This is a genomic window from Pseudomonas sp. Z2-11 (assembly GCF_054161305.1).
Genome location: NZ_CP096395.1, coordinates 3,355,555 through 3,372,222, shown reverse-complemented (window position 1 = coordinate 3,372,222; position 16,668 = coordinate 3,355,555). Strand labels below are relative to the sequence as shown.

Annotated in this window: 14 protein-coding genes and 3 pseudogenes; 7 read left to right on the top strand and 10 right to left on the bottom strand. The window is 53.2% G+C overall.

Annotated features, from left to right (window positions below):
- The first annotated feature begins 93 nt into the window (after nucleotides 1–93).
- Both M1E16_RS14835 and M1E16_RS14830 read left to right on the top strand, forming a co-directional pair.
- Nucleotides 94–981: a LysR family transcriptional regulator gene (locus M1E16_RS14835; protein WP_250963332.1), complete on the top strand. Its 888-nt coding sequence runs from the start codon at nucleotides 94–96 to the stop codon at nucleotides 979–981.
- A 191-nt stretch (nucleotides 982–1,172) separates the two neighbouring features.
- On the top strand, nucleotides 1,173–2,033 hold the full coding sequence (locus M1E16_RS14830) for a DMT family transporter (protein ID WP_458127693.1): 861 nt from the start codon (nucleotides 1,173–1,175) through the stop codon (nucleotides 2,031–2,033).
- A 155-nt stretch (nucleotides 2,034–2,188) separates the two neighbouring features.
- On the opposite strand, the gene M1E16_RS14825 is transcribed toward M1E16_RS14830, so the two are convergent.
- On the bottom strand, nucleotides 2,189–3,469 hold the full coding sequence (locus tag M1E16_RS14825) for an O-acetylhomoserine aminocarboxypropyltransferase/cysteine synthase family protein (RefSeq protein ID WP_458127692.1): 1,281 nt from the start codon (nucleotides 3,467–3,469) through the stop codon (nucleotides 2,189–2,191).
- A 98-nt stretch (nucleotides 3,470–3,567) separates the two neighbouring features.
- Complete coding sequence (locus tag M1E16_RS14820; RefSeq protein ID WP_458127691.1) at nucleotides 3,568–4,959, bottom strand: aldehyde dehydrogenase family protein; 1,392 nt, start codon at nucleotides 4,957–4,959, stop codon at nucleotides 3,568–3,570.
- Between the two features lie 101 nt (nucleotides 4,960–5,060).
- Between M1E16_RS14820 and ptrR the strand changes: the two genes are divergently transcribed.
- Nucleotides 5,061–5,942 (top strand): putrescine utilization regulator PtrR, encoded by an 882-nt coding sequence (gene ptrR, locus M1E16_RS14815; RefSeq protein ID WP_458130332.1) that lies wholly within the window; start codon nucleotides 5,061–5,063, stop codon nucleotides 5,940–5,942.
- 473 nt (nucleotides 5,943–6,415) lie between these two features.
- Here the strand turns inward: ptrR and M1E16_RS14810 are convergent, their stop codons facing one another.
- The 3 genes from M1E16_RS14810 to M1E16_RS14800 form a co-directional block, all read right to left on the bottom strand.
- Nucleotides 6,416–6,895, bottom strand: coding sequence for a molybdopterin-dependent oxidoreductase (locus tag M1E16_RS14810; protein ID WP_458127690.1), 480 nt, complete (start codon nucleotides 6,893–6,895; stop codon nucleotides 6,416–6,418).
- 30 nt (nucleotides 6,896–6,925) lie between these two features.
- On the bottom strand, nucleotides 6,926–7,054 hold the full coding sequence (locus tag M1E16_RS14805) for a hypothetical protein (protein WP_458127689.1): 129 nt from the start codon (nucleotides 7,052–7,054) through the stop codon (nucleotides 6,926–6,928).
- A 478-nt stretch (nucleotides 7,055–7,532) separates the two neighbouring features.
- Entirely contained in the window at nucleotides 7,533–8,144 is a 612-nt protein-coding gene (locus M1E16_RS14800; protein WP_458127688.1) for a hypothetical protein, read from the bottom strand.
- Between the two features lie 280 nt (nucleotides 8,145–8,424).
- Here M1E16_RS14800 and M1E16_RS14795 point away from each other — a divergent pair, with 280 nt between their 5' ends.
- On the top strand, nucleotides 8,425–8,610 hold the full coding sequence (locus tag M1E16_RS14795) for a group II intron maturase-specific domain-containing protein (protein WP_458127687.1): 186 nt from the start codon (nucleotides 8,425–8,427) through the stop codon (nucleotides 8,608–8,610).
- A 509-nt stretch (nucleotides 8,611–9,119) separates the two neighbouring features.
- Here M1E16_RS14795 and M1E16_RS14790 read toward each other — a convergent pair.
- From M1E16_RS14790 to M1E16_RS14770, 5 genes and pseudogenes are all read right to left on the bottom strand, one after another.
- A pseudogene (locus M1E16_RS14790) lies at nucleotides 9,120–9,659 on the bottom strand (methyl-accepting chemotaxis protein); the annotation flags it as partial.
- 366 nt (nucleotides 9,660–10,025) lie between these two features.
- Nucleotides 10,026–11,057, bottom strand: a pseudogene (locus tag M1E16_RS14785) (cache domain-containing protein); the annotation flags it as partial.
- A 987-nt stretch (nucleotides 11,058–12,044) separates the two neighbouring features.
- Nucleotides 12,045–13,019, bottom strand: coding sequence for a helix-turn-helix domain-containing protein (locus M1E16_RS14780; protein WP_458127686.1), 975 nt, complete (start codon nucleotides 13,017–13,019; stop codon nucleotides 12,045–12,047).
- Nucleotides 13,020–13,346: 327 nt separating this feature from the next.
- On the bottom strand, nucleotides 13,347–13,580 hold the full coding sequence (locus M1E16_RS14775) for a DUF6555 family protein (RefSeq protein ID WP_458127685.1): 234 nt from the start codon (nucleotides 13,578–13,580) through the stop codon (nucleotides 13,347–13,349).
- Between the two features lie 23 nt (nucleotides 13,581–13,603).
- On the bottom strand, nucleotides 13,604–14,053 hold the full coding sequence (locus M1E16_RS14770; RefSeq protein WP_458127684.1) for a hypothetical protein: 450 nt from the start codon (nucleotides 14,051–14,053) through the stop codon (nucleotides 13,604–13,606).
- 344 nt (nucleotides 14,054–14,397) lie between these two features.
- Here M1E16_RS14770 and M1E16_RS14765 point away from each other — a divergent pair, with 344 nt between their 5' ends.
- The 3 genes and pseudogenes from M1E16_RS14765 to M1E16_RS14755 all read left to right on the top strand — a co-directional run bounded on the left by M1E16_RS14765 (nucleotide 14,398) and on the right by M1E16_RS14755 (nucleotide 16,409).
- Complete coding sequence (locus M1E16_RS14765) at nucleotides 14,398–14,658, top strand: hypothetical protein (protein ID WP_458127683.1); 261 nt, start codon at nucleotides 14,398–14,400, stop codon at nucleotides 14,656–14,658.
- Between the two features lie 537 nt (nucleotides 14,659–15,195).
- Nucleotides 15,196–16,077, top strand: a pseudogene (locus M1E16_RS14760) (methyl-accepting chemotaxis protein); the annotation flags it as partial.
- 152 nt (nucleotides 16,078–16,229) lie between these two features.
- On the top strand, nucleotides 16,230–16,409 hold the full coding sequence (locus tag M1E16_RS14755) for an Arm DNA-binding domain-containing protein (protein WP_458127682.1): 180 nt from the start codon (nucleotides 16,230–16,232) through the stop codon (nucleotides 16,407–16,409).
- Nucleotides 16,410–16,668: the final 259 nt, after the last annotated feature.

Genomic DNA, 16,668 nt, shown 5'->3' with positions numbered 1-16,668 from the left:
AAAGCTCGATCTCCTACTTGACTGGACCGGCATGATGGCGTGTGATGATCCTCGCGATAAAGCGTACGGTCATGATATGAGGAATATAATAATATGAATCTTCGCCAGCTTGAGACTTTTTTGGTAATCGCTGAACTTGGCAGTTTTTCTGCGGCGGCAGATCGGCTGTATGTAACACAGTCTACTATTTCGGCGAGAATCATCGAGCTGGAACAAATGCTCGGCGTCGAACTTTTTGACCGATCGCAACGTAATGTCCAACTCACGTTCAAAGGCAGGGAGCTTGTCGTCTATGCTCAACAGATGGAGGTGTTGGCCGAGAAGATCAAGCACAATGTTGGCTCGAAGACCTCACTCACCGGCATTGTCCGAGTTGGCGTTGCTGAATTGGTTGCCATGACATGGTTGCCCAAGTTTGCGGCGCTTATCAGAGCACATTATCCCAGCCTTCAAGTAGAGTATGAAGTTGGATTAAATCCTTTTCTCTCGGATGGCATACGAAGTGGTAACCTGGACCTCGCCGTTGTTGCGGGTCTCTCTCCGGAACCAGGCCTGGTTTCACTTGAACTTGGAACAGTTCCGTTTGCCTGGATGGCCAGCGACTCTCTTATTCCACAAAACAATGTAATGTCTGTGGAGGAACTTCGAAAGTGGCCAATCCTATATCAGGGCACCGAATCCTATACCAACAACTTGATTGATGACCTTCTAAAGTTGCCTGCAGGCCGTAAGCAACGAGCGGCCACCTGTAATTCTTTAGGCGCAATAATCTCACTTGCTCGTGGTGGTCTGGGTATCAGCTTGCTGCCGATTTCTTCTTGCGAGAGTTACATCAAGGACGGCGAACTCAAGATTCTGAAAACAGAACCCGAGTACTACGCGATGCCATTCACTACAGTTTATGACATCCATCCTGAAGCTAACTTGTTGGCAGCTATCGCGGATCTCAGCTACGAAGCAAGTAGTTTCCAACGGCACTGATCAGTGGTGTCGTACGTATTTGGATGGCGTGGGACGCCATGATCACCGGCCCATTTTGTATTGACCGGTCGGTACAGATTCGTTATAAATTCGTCTGGAACTCAATCCAGGCACGGTGAAGCATTGCCGGCAGGAAAATCTAAAAGCCCACACGGGTATTGGAGCCAACAAAAACAATGAACATTCACCCCATGCAGACCGCCACCTCACCTGCCTCTGCAAGGCTGATCGGGCTGACCTGTTTTGCCATGGTCGCATTCGCCGCCAACTCTTTGCTGTGTCGCCTGGCGCTTAAACACACCGATATTGATGCAGCGAGCTTTAGCGTCGTACGGCTGGTAAGTGGGGCTTTGGTGTTGTGGCTTATTTGCGCCCTCAAACGTCCCTCAACGCCGGTAAAGGGAAGCTGGGTGGGCGCAGTGGCGCTGTTCATTTATGTATTCGCTTTTTCTTTCGCTTACCTGAACCTGGATACGGGAACGGGAGCGTTGTTGCTCTTCGGTGCTGTGCAACTGACCATGGTTCTCTATGGCGTTTGCAAGGGCGAGCGTATGCGGCTACCCGCGGTAATCGGACTGTTGTCAGCACTTGGTGGCCTGATCAGTTTACTGCTCCCCGGTGCCACGGCTCCAGATCCATACAGTGCTCTCATAATGCTGATATCGGGGCTCGCATGGGGTGGGTACTCGTTGCTTGGCAAAGGCGTATCGGACCCTATGGCGACCACTGCAGGCAACTTCATTCGCTCGATTCCGCTGGTACTTATTGCAAGCCTGGGGTTTTTGGGAGGGCTGCGGTGGGATCCGCTGGGTCTACTTTATGCGGTGTTTTCCGGAGCGCTGGCCTCGGGCGTCGGTTACGCGGTCTGGTACAGCGCAGTTCGCCACATGGCATCGTTCCAAGCGGCCACCGTACAATTGAGTGTGCCCATCCTGGCGGCGCTGGCGGGCATTATCTTTCTCGGTGAAAGCCTTTCCCTCCGGCTGGTCGTGGCGTCTGTGGCGGTCCTCGGCGGTGTGGCGTTGGTCTTGGGCAGCAAACAGAAACGCTGATAGCCGCAAGGACAGGATTTGATCCAGTGATCAAGGATCAGTGGATCGGCCCGTCCACGCATCTCGTTACGACAGGCATTCTTGCCATGGCCAAGGATGTCCATGGTGGCGAATGCCTGCACCGTTACTCGAGTACCTTCGCGCCTACGGCCTGGTCACAGAGTCGGGGTTGAGCTCAACGCCTGCTTCAAATCGACGATCAGGTCTTCGATGGCTTCGATGCCCACCGACAGGCGAATCATCTCCGGCTTCACACCGGCCTTGGCTTGTTCCTGCTTGTTCATCTGCCGATGAGTAGTGGAAGCAGGATGGCAGGCCAGAGACTTGGCATCGCCGATGTTCACCAGGCGTTTGAAAATCTGCAGAGCGTCATAGAAGCGCACGCCTGCCTCATAGCCACCCTTCAAGCCAAACGACAGGATCGCCGATGGTTTGCCTTGCATGTATTTCTGCGCCAATGCGTGGTGCGGATGATCCGGGAGTCCGGCATAGCTGACCCATTCCACTTCAGCATGGCCTTGCAGGAATTGCGCAACCTTCATGGCGTTTTCAGTGTGGCGCTCCATGCGCAGCGCCAGGGTTTCCAGTCCTTGCAGCAGCAGAAACGCGTTCATCGGCGCCAGCGCCGCGCCGGTGTTGCGCAGTGGCACAGTGCGAGCGCGCGCGATGAAGGCGGCGGGGCCGAACTTCTCGGTATAGACCACGCCGTGATACGCCGGCTCGGGCTGGTTGAGGCCGGGAAATTTTTCCGCGTATTGGGTCCAAGGGAATGTGCCGCCGTCGACGATCACACCGCCCAGGGAGTTGCCGTGGCCGCCGACATATTTGGTCACTGAGTGCACGACTATATCGGCGCCGAACTGGATCGGCTTGCACAGGATCGGCGTGGCCACGGTGTTGTCGACCATCAGCGGCACGCCACGAGCATGGGCGACCTTGGCCAGGGCTTCGATGTCGATGATATTGCCCGCCGGGTTGCCGATGCTTTCGCAGTACACCAGCTTGGTATCGTCGTCGATCAGTTCGGCGATGGCCTCGGCGGAGTCGTCTCGGGCAAAACGCACATCCACACCAAAGCTCGGCAACAGGTGGGCGAACAGGGTGTAGGTACCGCCATAGAGTTGTGGCGTGGCGACGATGTTGTCACCAGCACGCGTGAGGGTCTGGATCGCATAGTGGATTGCCGCGCTGCCGGCCGAGACGGCCAGGGCTGCGACACCGCCTTCGAGGGCGGCCATGCGTTGTTCCAGCACATCGTTGGTGGGGTTCATGATCCGCGTGTAGATATTGCCTGGCACGTCCAGGTTGAACAGGTCGGCGCCGTGTTGAGCGTTATCGAATTCGAAGGCGACGTTCTGGTAGATCGGTACGGTGACGGCCTTGGTGGTCGGGTCCGACTTGAAACCATGGTGCAGCGCGATGGTGGCGTCTTTCATGATTGTTATTAACCTCCTGTACAGGTGTAGCGGATTTTTGTGTTTATGAGTTTGTATCAAGCTGACATTCGCCCATCTCCGTGCTGGATACTATGCACTTAATGCCGATCCAGCCACACCGTTTGCGCGTTGCAGAATTCGCGTACCCCGAAGTGCGAAAGCTCACGACCGAATCCGCTCTTCTTCACACCGCCGAACGTGACACGCGGATCGGAGGCGCAGTAACCATTGATGAATACACCGCCGGATTCCAATTCACCGGCCATTTGTTGGGCGCGTTCCACGTCGCCTGTATAGATCGTCGCAGCGAGTCCGAACTCACTGTCATTTGCCAGTTCCAGGGCGTGGGTGGCATCGCGTGCAGTGATGATCGAAGCGACCGGGCCAAACAGTTCCTGCTTGAACGAGGTCATCTGGTCGGTGACATCAGCGAAAACCGTTGGTTCGTAGAAGTTGCCGGCCCCCTCGGCCTTTTTGCCACCCAGTAACAACGTAGCGCCTTCCTCCAGAGTGTCGCGCACCTGTTGATCCAGCTCATCGCGCAAATCAAAGCGAGCCATCGGGCCGATGTACGTGGTGGCGGCCAGTGGATCACCGACCACCAGTTTGCGCGTGGCTTCAACGAATTTGCGCGTGAACTCCTCGACAACGCCTTGCTCGACAATCAGGCGCTTGGCCGCCGCGCAGACTTGCCCGGTGTTTTGATAGCGACCAATTACAGCGGCTTTCACTGCATCGTCGAGGTCGGCATCGTTGAGTACGATGAAGGGGTCGGAACCGCCCAGTTCCAGGACGCATTTTTTCAACGCTGCACCGGCCTGCGCGCCAATGGCCATGCCGGCTCGCACGCTGCCGGTGAGGGTCACGGCTGCAATACGTGAGTCTTTGATCGCCGTGGAAACACCTTGCGGCGTGACGTTGATGACTTCGAAAACCCCTTCAGGAAATTCGGCTTGCTGGAAGGCTTCCAGCAACAGGTAAGCGCTACCCATCACGTTCGGCGCGTGTTTGAGCACGTAGGTGTTGCCGGCGAGCAATACCGGAACGGCGCCGCGCAGGACCTGCCAGATCGGGAAGTTCCATGGCATCACCGCAAGAATCGGGCCGAGTGGGCGGTATTCAATGCGTGCTTTCCCGCCCTCAACCATTGTCGGTTCCGCATTGAGCATGGCCGGGCCGTGTTCGGCGTACCACTCGCAGAGCTGCGCACACTTTTCGATTTCGCCGCGTGCTTGAGTGATCGGCTTACCCATTTCCAGGGTGATAATGTTCGCCATCGTTTCTGCTTTGTTGCGCAAGACCTCGGCAAGGGCGATAAGCCGTTGCGCGCGTTGCGCAACCGGTGCGCCGCGCCACGCACGGAACCCGGCCGCGGCACGTGACAGTGCGGTTTGTAGCGCCGCTTCGGATTCAAAAGGGTAGTTACCGATCTGCTCGCCGTTGGCGGGGTTAATCGAAATCGCGTGGGTGAGGCTGGAAATACTGGTCATGGCACCGTCCTACGTGGTGGAGAGGCGTTCAGACTACGGTGGCTTTTAGTTTCTGAAAACTGAATAATGCTGACTGTATCGTTCATGTATGGAGAATGACTTTGGATCTGGTGCAGCTCGAAATTTTCAAAGCGGTTGCCGAGTACGGCAGCATCAGCACCGCTGCCCAGCACATCCATCGTGTGCCGTCGAACCTGACCACGCGGATCAAACAATTGGAACTGGACCTGGGCGTGGACCTGTTTATCCGCGAGAAAAGCCGCCTGCGGCTGTCGCCTGCCGGTTGGAGTTTTCTCCACTATGCCCGGCGCATTCTCGATCTGGTCCAGGAGGCGCGCGCGACGGTTGCTGGGGAAGAGCCGCAAGGATCGTTTCCCCTGGGGTCGCTGGAGAGCACGGCGGCGGTGCGAATCCCTGAATTGTTGGCCGCCTATAACCAGAAGCACGCCAAGGTCGAACTGGCCCTGTCCACTGGTCCTTCCGGGACCATGATCGACGGCGTGCTATCGGGTCGATTGGCCGCTGCGTTTGTCGACGGTCCAGTGCTGCATCCGGCACTGGAGGGCGTGCCGGCATTCGAGGAAGAGATGGTGCTTATCGCGCCACTCAACCATTCGCCGATCCACCGCGCGCAGGACGTGAACGGCGAAAACATCTACGCCTTTCGCTCCAATTGCTCTTACCGCCATCACTTTGAAAGTTGGTTTGCCAAGGATGCTGCGGTGCCCGGCAAGATTTTTGAAATGGAGTCCTATCACGGCATGCTGGCCTGTGTCAGCTCCGGTGCTGGCCTGGCGCTTATGCCGCGTAGCATGCTCGAAAGCATGCCGGGCTGCACCACGGTGAGTGTGTGGCCGCTGTCGGAATCCTTTCGCTATTTGCGAACCTGGCTGGTGTGGCGCCGGGGGACGGTGTCTCAAAGCCTGACCATGTTCGTGCGTTTGCTCGAAGAGCGATGCGTAGCGTCGGGCCGACTGACTTGAGCGAATCGCACCGCCATCGATTAGCAATACTGCCCGGTCAGGCAGGGTTCTATCAGGGGACTTTCAAGCAGTTAGTCATGCAGGCAACCGCTTTGGTGTCGAGTCGATCATCGGCAAAAAAACATCTCGATTCGGCATTTTTACCGCTGCCAATGTCGATGCATTGACGGTCGTATTGGCTTCAATCAGTTTGCTCATGTGCAGGATGTATAGCCGGTGACTGCGTATACCTGTTCATTACTCAATGACTGTGGAGCCTGAAAGGGCATTGTTCTACGGATGTAGTCAAAAAGAGTCGTTGCGTAGGGCCAATAGCTGCCGATTGTCTTAACCGGCTTGTCAGTGGTCAGCGACCCGTCGCCTCCCGCCAAATGCTGGGCCGACGCCGCCTTCGAGTTTCAATCCATGACAGGCGACACGGCTGTTCATGTACGTGTGAGTTTCTGGTGCGGAGGGGTAGGTCACAAGCGATTTCATTCCATGACAAAGGAGAATTTCCGAGCTTTGCCATTGGCCATCAAGTCAGTGTATTTAGCCGTCTTTTCCCGGGTGTAGGCAGGTGCGTCGGTGATGTGTAATCGTCGCAGCCATCTGATGTGAATATTGCCTTCGTAGCACGGAACAAACAGGCGCAATGGGTATCCCTGTTCCGGTCTCAGACGCTTGCCGTTCTGGCTGTAAACGACCATCACATCATCCAGGCACTTCTCGATGGGGATACTTCGCGTCATAGCGGCACCATCAGCACCTTCGGCGATGTTCCATTTGGCTTCTGGCTTCAGACTGGCTTCATCCAGCAGTGTTTTCAGGGCAACGCCCGCCCACTCCGCGCAACTCACCAAACCACTGACTTCGGCTGCGGTTTTACCCCACGGAGGAAGAAACGACGGATTGCCCGAGCACTCCATGAAGTGCACACGCGACACAGCGGGGAACTGGCGAATTTCGTCCATAGTAAATATCAGCGCTATTTCAGTGAGGCCTTAGATCAACAGCCGATGTTCCGCAGGATTGATCTCTGGTACCCCCGCGTGGTGGCGCTCATAAAACAAACCGTTGGGGGTAATGATGCCGTCCAATTCTTGAAGCGGCGGGGTGTTGTAGGCAGACATCGTGTCTTTCAGACCGGGGTATAAATTTCTGACTGCTTTGGTTTCGAATTTTGAGGGTTTTCCGTAAGGGCTCGCCGTCGGGGCGCCAACGCTGCGAGTCCATTGCGGGATTTCAAGGGGCAGATTCGGGTCCAGGCTGGCCGTATTGGTGGTCTCTGCCGTGGCGAGTTTACTGTCAGCCAGAAGAAATGCCGCAGTGCCAACTAATACTCCGCTTTTAACAGAAAATCTCTGCTGGCTATCGGCACTTCAGACACGTCTTGCTTTGCACGAGCCATGAGATTTTTTTCATTGTTTTTCCTCCGGAGCTTAATCGGAACAGGCAACTGATGTGTGGACCGATCGGTCTGTCTGGTTTTAAGCTTAGGGCGGAAAGGGCGGATGTCCAGGGTTACGAACGACTACAGAGCGTCGATGTAGAACGAGGTGAAAAGTGATAAGAGCGCAGACGGCGCATGTGACGCGCCGCGGATGATCGTCAAGCCTGGGCTGGCGTAGTCTTGAGTCCTGGCAAAATGGTGTCGCAAAAAAACATTGCGATGGAGTCGGAAGAGCGTGGGCCACCTGGTTTGATCCACAGATAACTGTAGTGGTGAATGCCAAGGATAGCCTTGACGGCCAACGAGTCAGATGTACGAAAAGTTCCCTCACTGACGCCTGTCTTCAGGATCTGTGACCAGAGCCTTTCATACTGACGGTGCAAGTCGAGAAGTTCGGTTTGGCGTGTGCCAATGACGGAATACATTTCTCGGAAACAGACAGTCATCTCTGCTAGATGGGTGACGATCGTCCGCATGACGATAGTGGAGAACTGGCGAAATTTGTCTTCCGCGAGTATATTGCTTTCACACAGAGGGCTGCCCTCAGCGATCAACAGCCGCAGATAGCGGCTGGTGATCTCGAATAGCAACTCTTCCTTGCTACCGATGTGGTAATACAGCGCGCCCCGACCAAGGCCCATCCATCGCCTTTTCCAGCTCGGCCATCCCGGTCGCGTCCGTGTCGAAAACAACTTCGCAGCGGTTTTCAGTATCCGCTCCTTGGTGCCATTTTCATTGGGTTCGACAGAGGCGGTGTTTTTCTTTCCCATGAGTCAGTTCCTGCTTGTTAGGGATCAATCATACCCATGCAGGCGTGTTGAAGGATATCAATGCCAAATGCCCCATCCTCAGCTCCTGTTTAGCATAGACAGGAGTGAAGTCGTGCACGCGATATCAGCCTATGCGCAACTCGACAGTCTTCTTCACAGCGATGACTCAGAGCCGTGAAATCTATCCTGCTAAGAATCGATTCATAGCTTCATTTGGCTCGCGGACCTCGGGTTCAATTATAGAAGCTAATGACTTTGTTTTATTTACTAACGACCACCGGTGCTCAGGCTGTCGCAGTTTGCGAGAGTTGTCGAAAATCTACGCCCTTATCTTTTGGGCTGGAGAACTTACTTTGGGTTGTCACAAACACCGAAAATCTGGCGAGAGCTTGATGAATGGCTACAACACCGACTGCGTACGATCCAGCTTTATCAATGGAGGCGTGAACCGACGATCTACCCGTGAACTGAAGGTGCTGGAAGCCAGCAGCCAATCGGCCCGAAGTGGCGGACAACTCTTATCGTTGATGGCGTAATGGCCGATTTGAGCTGAATCGATTGTTGCATATGGCGTGGTTCGACAGGCTGGGACTAGTGCGGCTCTCATAACCTAAATCTCTCGAACCGCCCGCTGCGGACCCGCATGCAGGGTGGTGTGGCAGGGAAGCGGCCTATGAAGGCCCCCCTATGGCGATTACGTAATCTGTTTGTAAGCGTCTGCCGAACACATCTTGCACCAGCCCATTTAGGGTAAGCGGACTTTCAACTAATCTCGTCGGGACTTCAACATTCTTTGCGTTCTATGGCAGCTTGCCTCCCCTATGCTCCTTGACCCGCCTGAGAGCAGGAACCAGAGCGAGCCCCAGCAGCGGGTTCGAACAGTGACACAATAATCGTACAGTCTGGAGTGTTCGAACCTGGCATGTTGACTCACACGTGCCTGCCATTTAGAGCAGCTCTATTGGTACGTTTTTCTTACACTTTGAACTGATCCATCAAGCGCATCTGCTCAGTGGCTAAGGCATTGAGTTGGCTGCTTACCTGCGCCGATTCGGTCGCTTGGCCCGTCAAAGTTTCAGTAACTAGTCGAATGGCCGAGACGTTGCGATTCACTTCTTCGGCAACTGCGCTTTGCTCCTCGGCGGCGCTCGCAATCTGCATATTCATGTCGCTGATCACAGTGATTGCCTCGCCGATCCTGCTCAGCGCCTGCACAGCATGCTGAATCTGTCCAACACCGTTGTGGGCCTTTGTCTGGCTCGAATGCATGGTATGCACCACGCCCCGGGTGCCAGTCTGGATGCGCTCAATGACCGAGCGTATTTCCTCCACCGAATCTTGGGTGCGCTTGGCCAGGTTACGCACTTCGTCGGCTACCACGGCAAAACCGCGGCCGCTTTCGCCTGCACGAGCGGCCTCAATAGCGGCGTTAAGCGCCAGCAGGTTGGTCTGCTCAGCAATCGAACGAATTACTTCGAGCACCGAGCCGATTTTCTCGCTGTTATCGGCCAGAACTTCGACCTCCTTGACTGCCTTGCTCACTTCCTCAGCCAAGTGCGAGATGTCCTGCGTACTCCTTTCGATGATACTTATGCCATCTTGCGCCGACTGATCGGCGCCACGGGCTGCGGTGGCTGCGTTAGAAGCGCTGCTGGCGACCTCTTGGGCAGTGGCGCTCATCTCCATGGATGCGGTCGCCACCTGGTCGATCTCGCGGAACTGCAATTGCATACCATCGCTGGTTTGACGAGCAATCTCTGAAGACTGGTCTGCGGTGGTGCGCGCTTCAGTAATGCTGTGCTTGATCTGCGCTATGGTCGGCTGCAGCTTGTCGAGAAAGCGATTGAACCACTTCACCAACTCGCCCAATTCGTCTTGTTTGGCGTACTTCAGGCGCTGCGTAAGGTCGCCATCGCCGCTGGCGATCTCCTTAAGCATGGCCGCCACGCTATTGATTGGCCGGGTGACGCCCGAGGCGGTCAGCCAGATCAGCAGCAAGCCGATCAGGCCGGCCACAAAGGCCACGAGCAGCGACTTGAACGTTCCACTAGCCTGAGCGTCATCCAGTACGCCCTGCAGTTTGAACGCGTCTGCCAGCAGGACCTGCTGTGGGAGGTTGATGATCACACCCCAGGGTTTGCTGCCCGGCAGCGACGGAACGGGATAAACCGCGCGAATAATGTCACCTTGCTGAATCACACTGGGCTTGTTGCTTGCGATCAACTGGCTGATCTGCGCCGCCTCGCCGGGAATCACCTGGTCGATCTTGCTGCCCATGCTGGCTGCATCGTTGCTGCGGGCCGCGATGATGCCGTTGCCAGAAACAATAATCATGTGCCCAGCGCCGCCGAACAATTCGCTTTGGGCTTCCATAGCAGCGGCCTGCAAAGAGTCAAGCGCGGTATCGATACCGATTACCCCGATAACCTTGCCGTCAACGCGGATCGGCATTGACGTGGTGATCGTGAGACTAGACTTGTCTCTGATGGTTTCCATATAGGGCTCCAGCATGCACGTCTGCCCGGTGGTTTTGGGGCAGGTGTACCAGCTGTTGTAGGGCGTGCCGCTGATGCTGATGTCCTCTTTGCTCAGGTCCGGCTCCTCAATCTGCTCGTTGTGAGCGTCGCCGTCAGGACGAGTCCAGTAGCTGGCGAAACGGCCGGTTTCGTTGGAAGCGTGCTCGTCCTCGTTGACGAAGTCGATGTCTTGGCCGTCCAGAGCGTTGGGCTCGAATACCAGCCAGACGCCGAGCACGCCTTTATTGCGCTCGAACGCGGTCTTCAGGGCTAGATTGAGATCTTCGCGCAGAAGGGCCGGTGCAACGTTACGCTGCAGTGAGGTCTTCCGCAGGTCCAGAACTTGGTCGGCCAAGGCAGTGACTACGAGTAAGCTGTCACCGAAGGTTTTTTGCATGACGGCGGCTTTTTCGGCTGCCTTGGCGGTGAGCAGTTTCTCTACACTACTGGCGAGCATCTTTTGGCTGGAGGTGCCCACCAACTGATTGCTTTGGCGAGTCTGCCAGATATTCACGGCCAGGATAGAGCCGACTACGCCCAGCAGACAAAGGCCAGCCAGCAGTACGATTCTAAGACGAATGGAAAATGCGTTAAGCATAATTAGTATGCGCTCGGTCGGTATTCAAATGAGGGCGATAGTCGCAATACCTTGCCTCGCCAGATCTAATCAGCGCATCGGCGCCGATGTGTGAAACTTTAGTCATGAGATGACTAGCGAACTGGTCAAGCTTAGAGGCCAACATGGCATGAACTGTTGAACCTCTATCTGACGAGCACCTCACCAAAATTAATCATCAGGATATTGATATTGAGTACACAAAGAAGGAAGAGCATGTAAAGAAAAGCGCAAGCATTCAAGAAAAGCGCAAGTTTTTTTGTACGAACCCAAAAACCATTAATGATGACCTTAATATAGTGCTTGCATCATCCATTCGTCTCAGTCTGGTGCAGCATGTATAAACTGGGAAAATACTAAGCCGAGGCATGTTGTGGGTAAACATGGACCGGGATGTAGGAGAATCGACGTGAGAAAACATCATGAAATTTTTGGTCGATAAGGCCGAAGAAAAGGGTGAAGCCAGTAGCTTGGTCGTTGATTGAGTTAACTAGTGCCTAAGGTGGGTGATCAGACTGCCGTAGCTCATACGACGTTGTGGCGGTAGGTTTGCGATGGTGCAAGGAGCAAGTAGGGGCCGCGCACCAACCAGATCCATGACCACTGGGGGAAACAGACCTGAGAAGTTGCCGAAATAAACTAAAATACGGGCTATAGCTGAGCTGCTGTACAGTGTGTGACTTCTTCCAGCTAAGCATTTCTAGCAATGCATCGCGGTACCGGTTGCGGATAACACACGCTATCAGTCTAGAAACCAGTTAAGTCGTTTTATAAAAACGATCTTTTGGACTTCTGAAATGTGACGGTAGGATGCTCACCAAACGCCTGCATGTAGTATTTACAGAATACATGGTAATTCAAAAACCCTACCTGACAAGCCACCTCTTGCGGACGAGCGAGAGCCCCTCCCTTTAAAATGAGTTCTTTACTTTTAAGCAATCGTTCGTTTCTAAGAAATTCAATTGGACTCATGTTTTTATAACGCTTGAAACCGGTTTGCAGTGATCTAACGCTTATTCCAGCAAATATGGCGATTTCACCGACTGTTAATTCGGGATCTGCATTTGCAGTCATATACTCTGCCGCTTTTTTTATTTCATACGGTGTCGGAATGGCTACCCCAACTGCGCTATCGAGCGCGCGACTGTAATTACTGTTGAAATTTGATAGCACAAATCCAACCATGCTTTCTTTTAAGCTACTCGCCACTTTCTCTAACGGGGCACGAGAGTTTTCGGCTAGATCAAAGATCGTGTTTACAAGTCCTAGTATAAACCGAATTTTCCATACCTCTGGGTTGGGCTTATCGAAATACACTCTCGTCTTAGGTGGTGCTCCTAGTAGAGCCGAGAGGTATCTAAACATGTCCGAGTTGTCTATATATACAGAGGTGTATGTGATGCCCGGAGCATAATGTGAAGCAGATATTTCGCGCACATCAGCAACTGCAAGAGTGCCAGCAGTAGCTCTATAGTTACCAACGCTAGTTCTCCAAGTGAATTCACCTGCGTGAGGAATGGTGATTAGAAAGCCATTCGTTTCGTTTCTCATCTCGTAGCCCCAGCCAGTGTGGCTAATCGTCAAACTGACGAACGACTTCCCGAGAATACAAGCTTTTTTTTGGTAATGTAACTGCCCGCCGTGACCTGGAAAGATCTCCATGTCGTTATCATGAGCTTGGAAATGGCAAGCTGCAATTTCCGTACTTTGTATTAACAGATCAGAGAATCGGTACATATCCATCGCTAAATCTCAGCAAAACGGTAGCTGATGTTATATCATATCATTAATCAGTTTGATATGTTATCTGACCAGCGTCCTTCTCGCCCTGCCGCACTGCCGCATCCTGCTATCGCCCGCACGCCTCACTAGCCTCCTATACGGCACGCCGGGGCCACGCGGCCTTACGCGGTTATTAGGGCATTGTGAAATGTGAAGTGCATCTCACCAAGAGTATTCTGAAAGGACCTCAGAATTTGAATCCATGATCATGGGATCTGCTTTTGCTAACCCTCGTCCTTCTATGCCAAAGCGTAAAGAAACTAGTCTGGGTTTTCCGCTTCTTAAGCGTCACCCCATATTCCATGCCATATTGGTTATGCCTAAGCTTAGTATCTCTGCGCTAGTGATGCCAATCGATTTTTTCAACTGAACTTTGGGTGTAGATCTAAATCCGGCATCTGCCGCTGCCCAGTATAGTGCCTTGGAATCATCCATCGCCACAGTGCAAATATAAAAGATTTTGAACGTACCGTGGAATAAATAAGAGAACTCATGATGTTTGAATTCTGACAAGTTTAACATCCACGTTATCAGTGACTGTTTTTTTAGATGTTTTGCGGCTCAAAAAGCTCGTCACGAAAATGCTCTAGAGTGTGGATGCATTTCACTAGCACTTCCCGATACTCCTGATAGGCCTTGAACACTTCCGGGTCGGAAATGATAGGATTCGCTCCGGCGGCGTCAGTCAAGCTTACGTTGAGATCCTGGAGCGTTGAACTCAACCGAGTTTGCACTGCGCTCTTAAGCTCAGATAGCGAAAATACCAGATTTAACATTTCTTTTTCGAGGATGACGGCTGGTATTGATATGGGCTGATTGGAGGTTTTAGCGTCACTTGCGCCAGTGGCGTTGGCAACAGACTTGCTTGCGCGCAGAAAGTTTTCCTCTATTACTTGTACAGAGGCCATTATAGCGTTGGAATTTTGTATGACTCCATCCGTGAGTCTTTCGCAACTGGTCATCGCCGCGAGATAGTAAGTTTTAAGCTTAAACATGTGTAGCTCTCAATGTTAAGGGTGGCATCGCACTATATTTGTCCTTTGTCGCGGCGTCGTGGCCCTAAAGCGAAATTTCTTGCGCATTTCTTAAATTCTGCGTTTTTTTAAACATACACCTACTAGATGATGCGATATCGCCACTACGGAGGGCTTCTTTGAAATCAGCTATGCTTCTCCAAGGTTCAACCCTGTGTGCTATCAGCTTCGTTTTGGTTTGAGGATGGAGAAAACTCGCGCCATCTCGATTGCTTGCTATCAAATTCTAAGCGCCCTTGCGCTTACCTTAACTTCGCGCAGAGGTTCTTATATTTCTTAGGCGTTTAAAAATTGCTAGACGCACCTTGGCCTGTTTTACGGTTGTGGTTTTTCTCATCTTAGGGCTTGGTTTTTTCAGTTTGAAACAGATGTACGAAATTCGTGGCGCAGGTTTGGAAATCGAGAATCAGTTCCTGCCCGGTATTGCGCTAGGAAATGACATAAATTTGGCTTTCGCCTACACCCGCTATTCAGTGATGAATATACTATCGACAAGCAACCCTGACGAATCAGCCAGCGCACGCGACGAGCTCAACGACGCATTGATAGGTTTTCCCAATCGCTGAAGCAGTATAGATCTGTCATCCCGCTCCAAATATTGCGCTACAGAGTTCCACTGAATTCTGTAAGTGATTGAAATCAGGGTCTTTAGGCCCTTTTTTCGTTCCAGCGGGAACCACTGAAATCCAGCACTATCCGGTACGTTTAAGTCCAGATTTGAGTCCAGGATTCTGACGAGCGCTGAATCGGTTTAATGCTGGAGCAGATTGTGTAGCGAGATGAGCATCTGGCCCTGACTCTGTTCAGGAGCTCGCGATGGCACTCTCAGAAATGACAGTTCGGCACGCCCGAATCACCGGTAATGACTACACCCTCGGTGATAGTGCTGGTCTCACGCTCAATGTGACGGCCAGAGGCGGCCCGTCACCAGTGCCCCGTAGATAATCACTTCTATGCTCTGATCCGCGCGGTTGGAGACCCAGTGCACTTCAGGAAGTCCTCCGCACAGAACTGGGGGGCTCGGCAATGCCGATGCTCAAGCTTCGGGCGGAGCAGGGAAGGCCAAAAGCCGTAACTCTGCAGTCTACGTGCAATCGTCCACATGGGGAGTGGCGATTGATTTGCCAGACATGTTCTGCTCGCCGACTCGTTAAAGCTTTAGGCTTTGCTTGACGATGCGCAAACCAGTGGCAAACTCAAGTCAGGGCTCGTTGCCATCGGTGCCGGCATTCTTGGCCTGCTGCTGATCTGGCTTACAGCCTCCGGCGTAAGCCGGCCCATCAACATTGTTGTCCATATGCTCAAAGAAATTGCCAGCGGTGATGAAGAACTGACGCAACGGCTGCACTACAGCAAGAAAGACGAACTGGGGAGTTCGTGCGCTGGTTTAACAGCTTTCTGGAAAAGTTGCAGCCGACCAGTGCCCAGATCAAACAAAGCATCACAAATGCACGAGGTACCGCCGCTCAGTCTTCAGAAGTCGCTCGGTTAACCAGTGAAGGGATGCGAGTACAATTTCGTGAAATAGATTAAGTGGCAACCGCCTCCAATGAAATGAGCGCCACTGCGCATGAGGTTGCCAGCAGTGCCTCAAACGCAGCACAGGCTGCGAGGGGCGCTGATCAGGCGGCTCAGGAAGGAGTAAACATCATTGAGTGCATCTAGACGAATACCCGAAGCGTAGTGGCTATCATGTATCCAAACCAGACTCAAGCCCATAATAATGCCGGGCAGATCCAGCAAGCCGTCGAAGCGCTTGGAAAGATTCGCGATGCGGTGACGGTGATAAGCGACATGAACCTGCAGATAGCCAGTGCGGCTGAAGAACAGAGCGCTGTAGCCGAGGAGTCAACCGCAACGTTTCAGCAATCCTTAGCGTCACCGAGACACTTACAAAGCAAGCCACTGAGTCGGCACATATCAGCAGTCAGCTCAATTCACTCGCCAATCTTCAATTGAAGTTAATGGATCAGTTCCGCGTGTAACGAAGTATATGCCGTCCGCTTACTAATAGTCGGATTTCCGAATCATACGGCCAGCATGCCATGACTCCTTTAGGAATCAAAGCCACGATATTTTCGACTGTGAAACCTGCGATAACTAAACACTTCCTGAGTTTGATGGCTTTGCGTTTTTCGTGGATACGAAAGGCACCAAGAGCTGGCAATTCCGTTTTTCTTGGGCGGGCAAACAGCCTCGTATTTCGCTCGGTATTTATCCTGAAATAGGCCTACGCCATGCTCGCGCTCTGCGTGATATCCAGGGCGCTGGTCGCCAAGGGTATCGATCCTCGCGGCCAGCGACGCCTTCAGCATAATGCCAAACTGTTGACCCGAAAAAACAGCTTCTTAAGTCAATGGGATGCAGATCTTCAGCAAGAGGGGGGAGGGGGCACCGCCCGAAGATTGGACTTCGTGGTGCGCTGGAAGTCCCAGCAATGCTGAACCGGATTTATGCCAACTCTTTCGGTCCACCCCACTGCAGGTCTTGAGCTTGCTCGGACACCTGAGAGCGCTGATGGGGAACGTACGCCCGACAGAGTCAATTGCAAATCGCGTAGTTTTTTCTTGACGTAT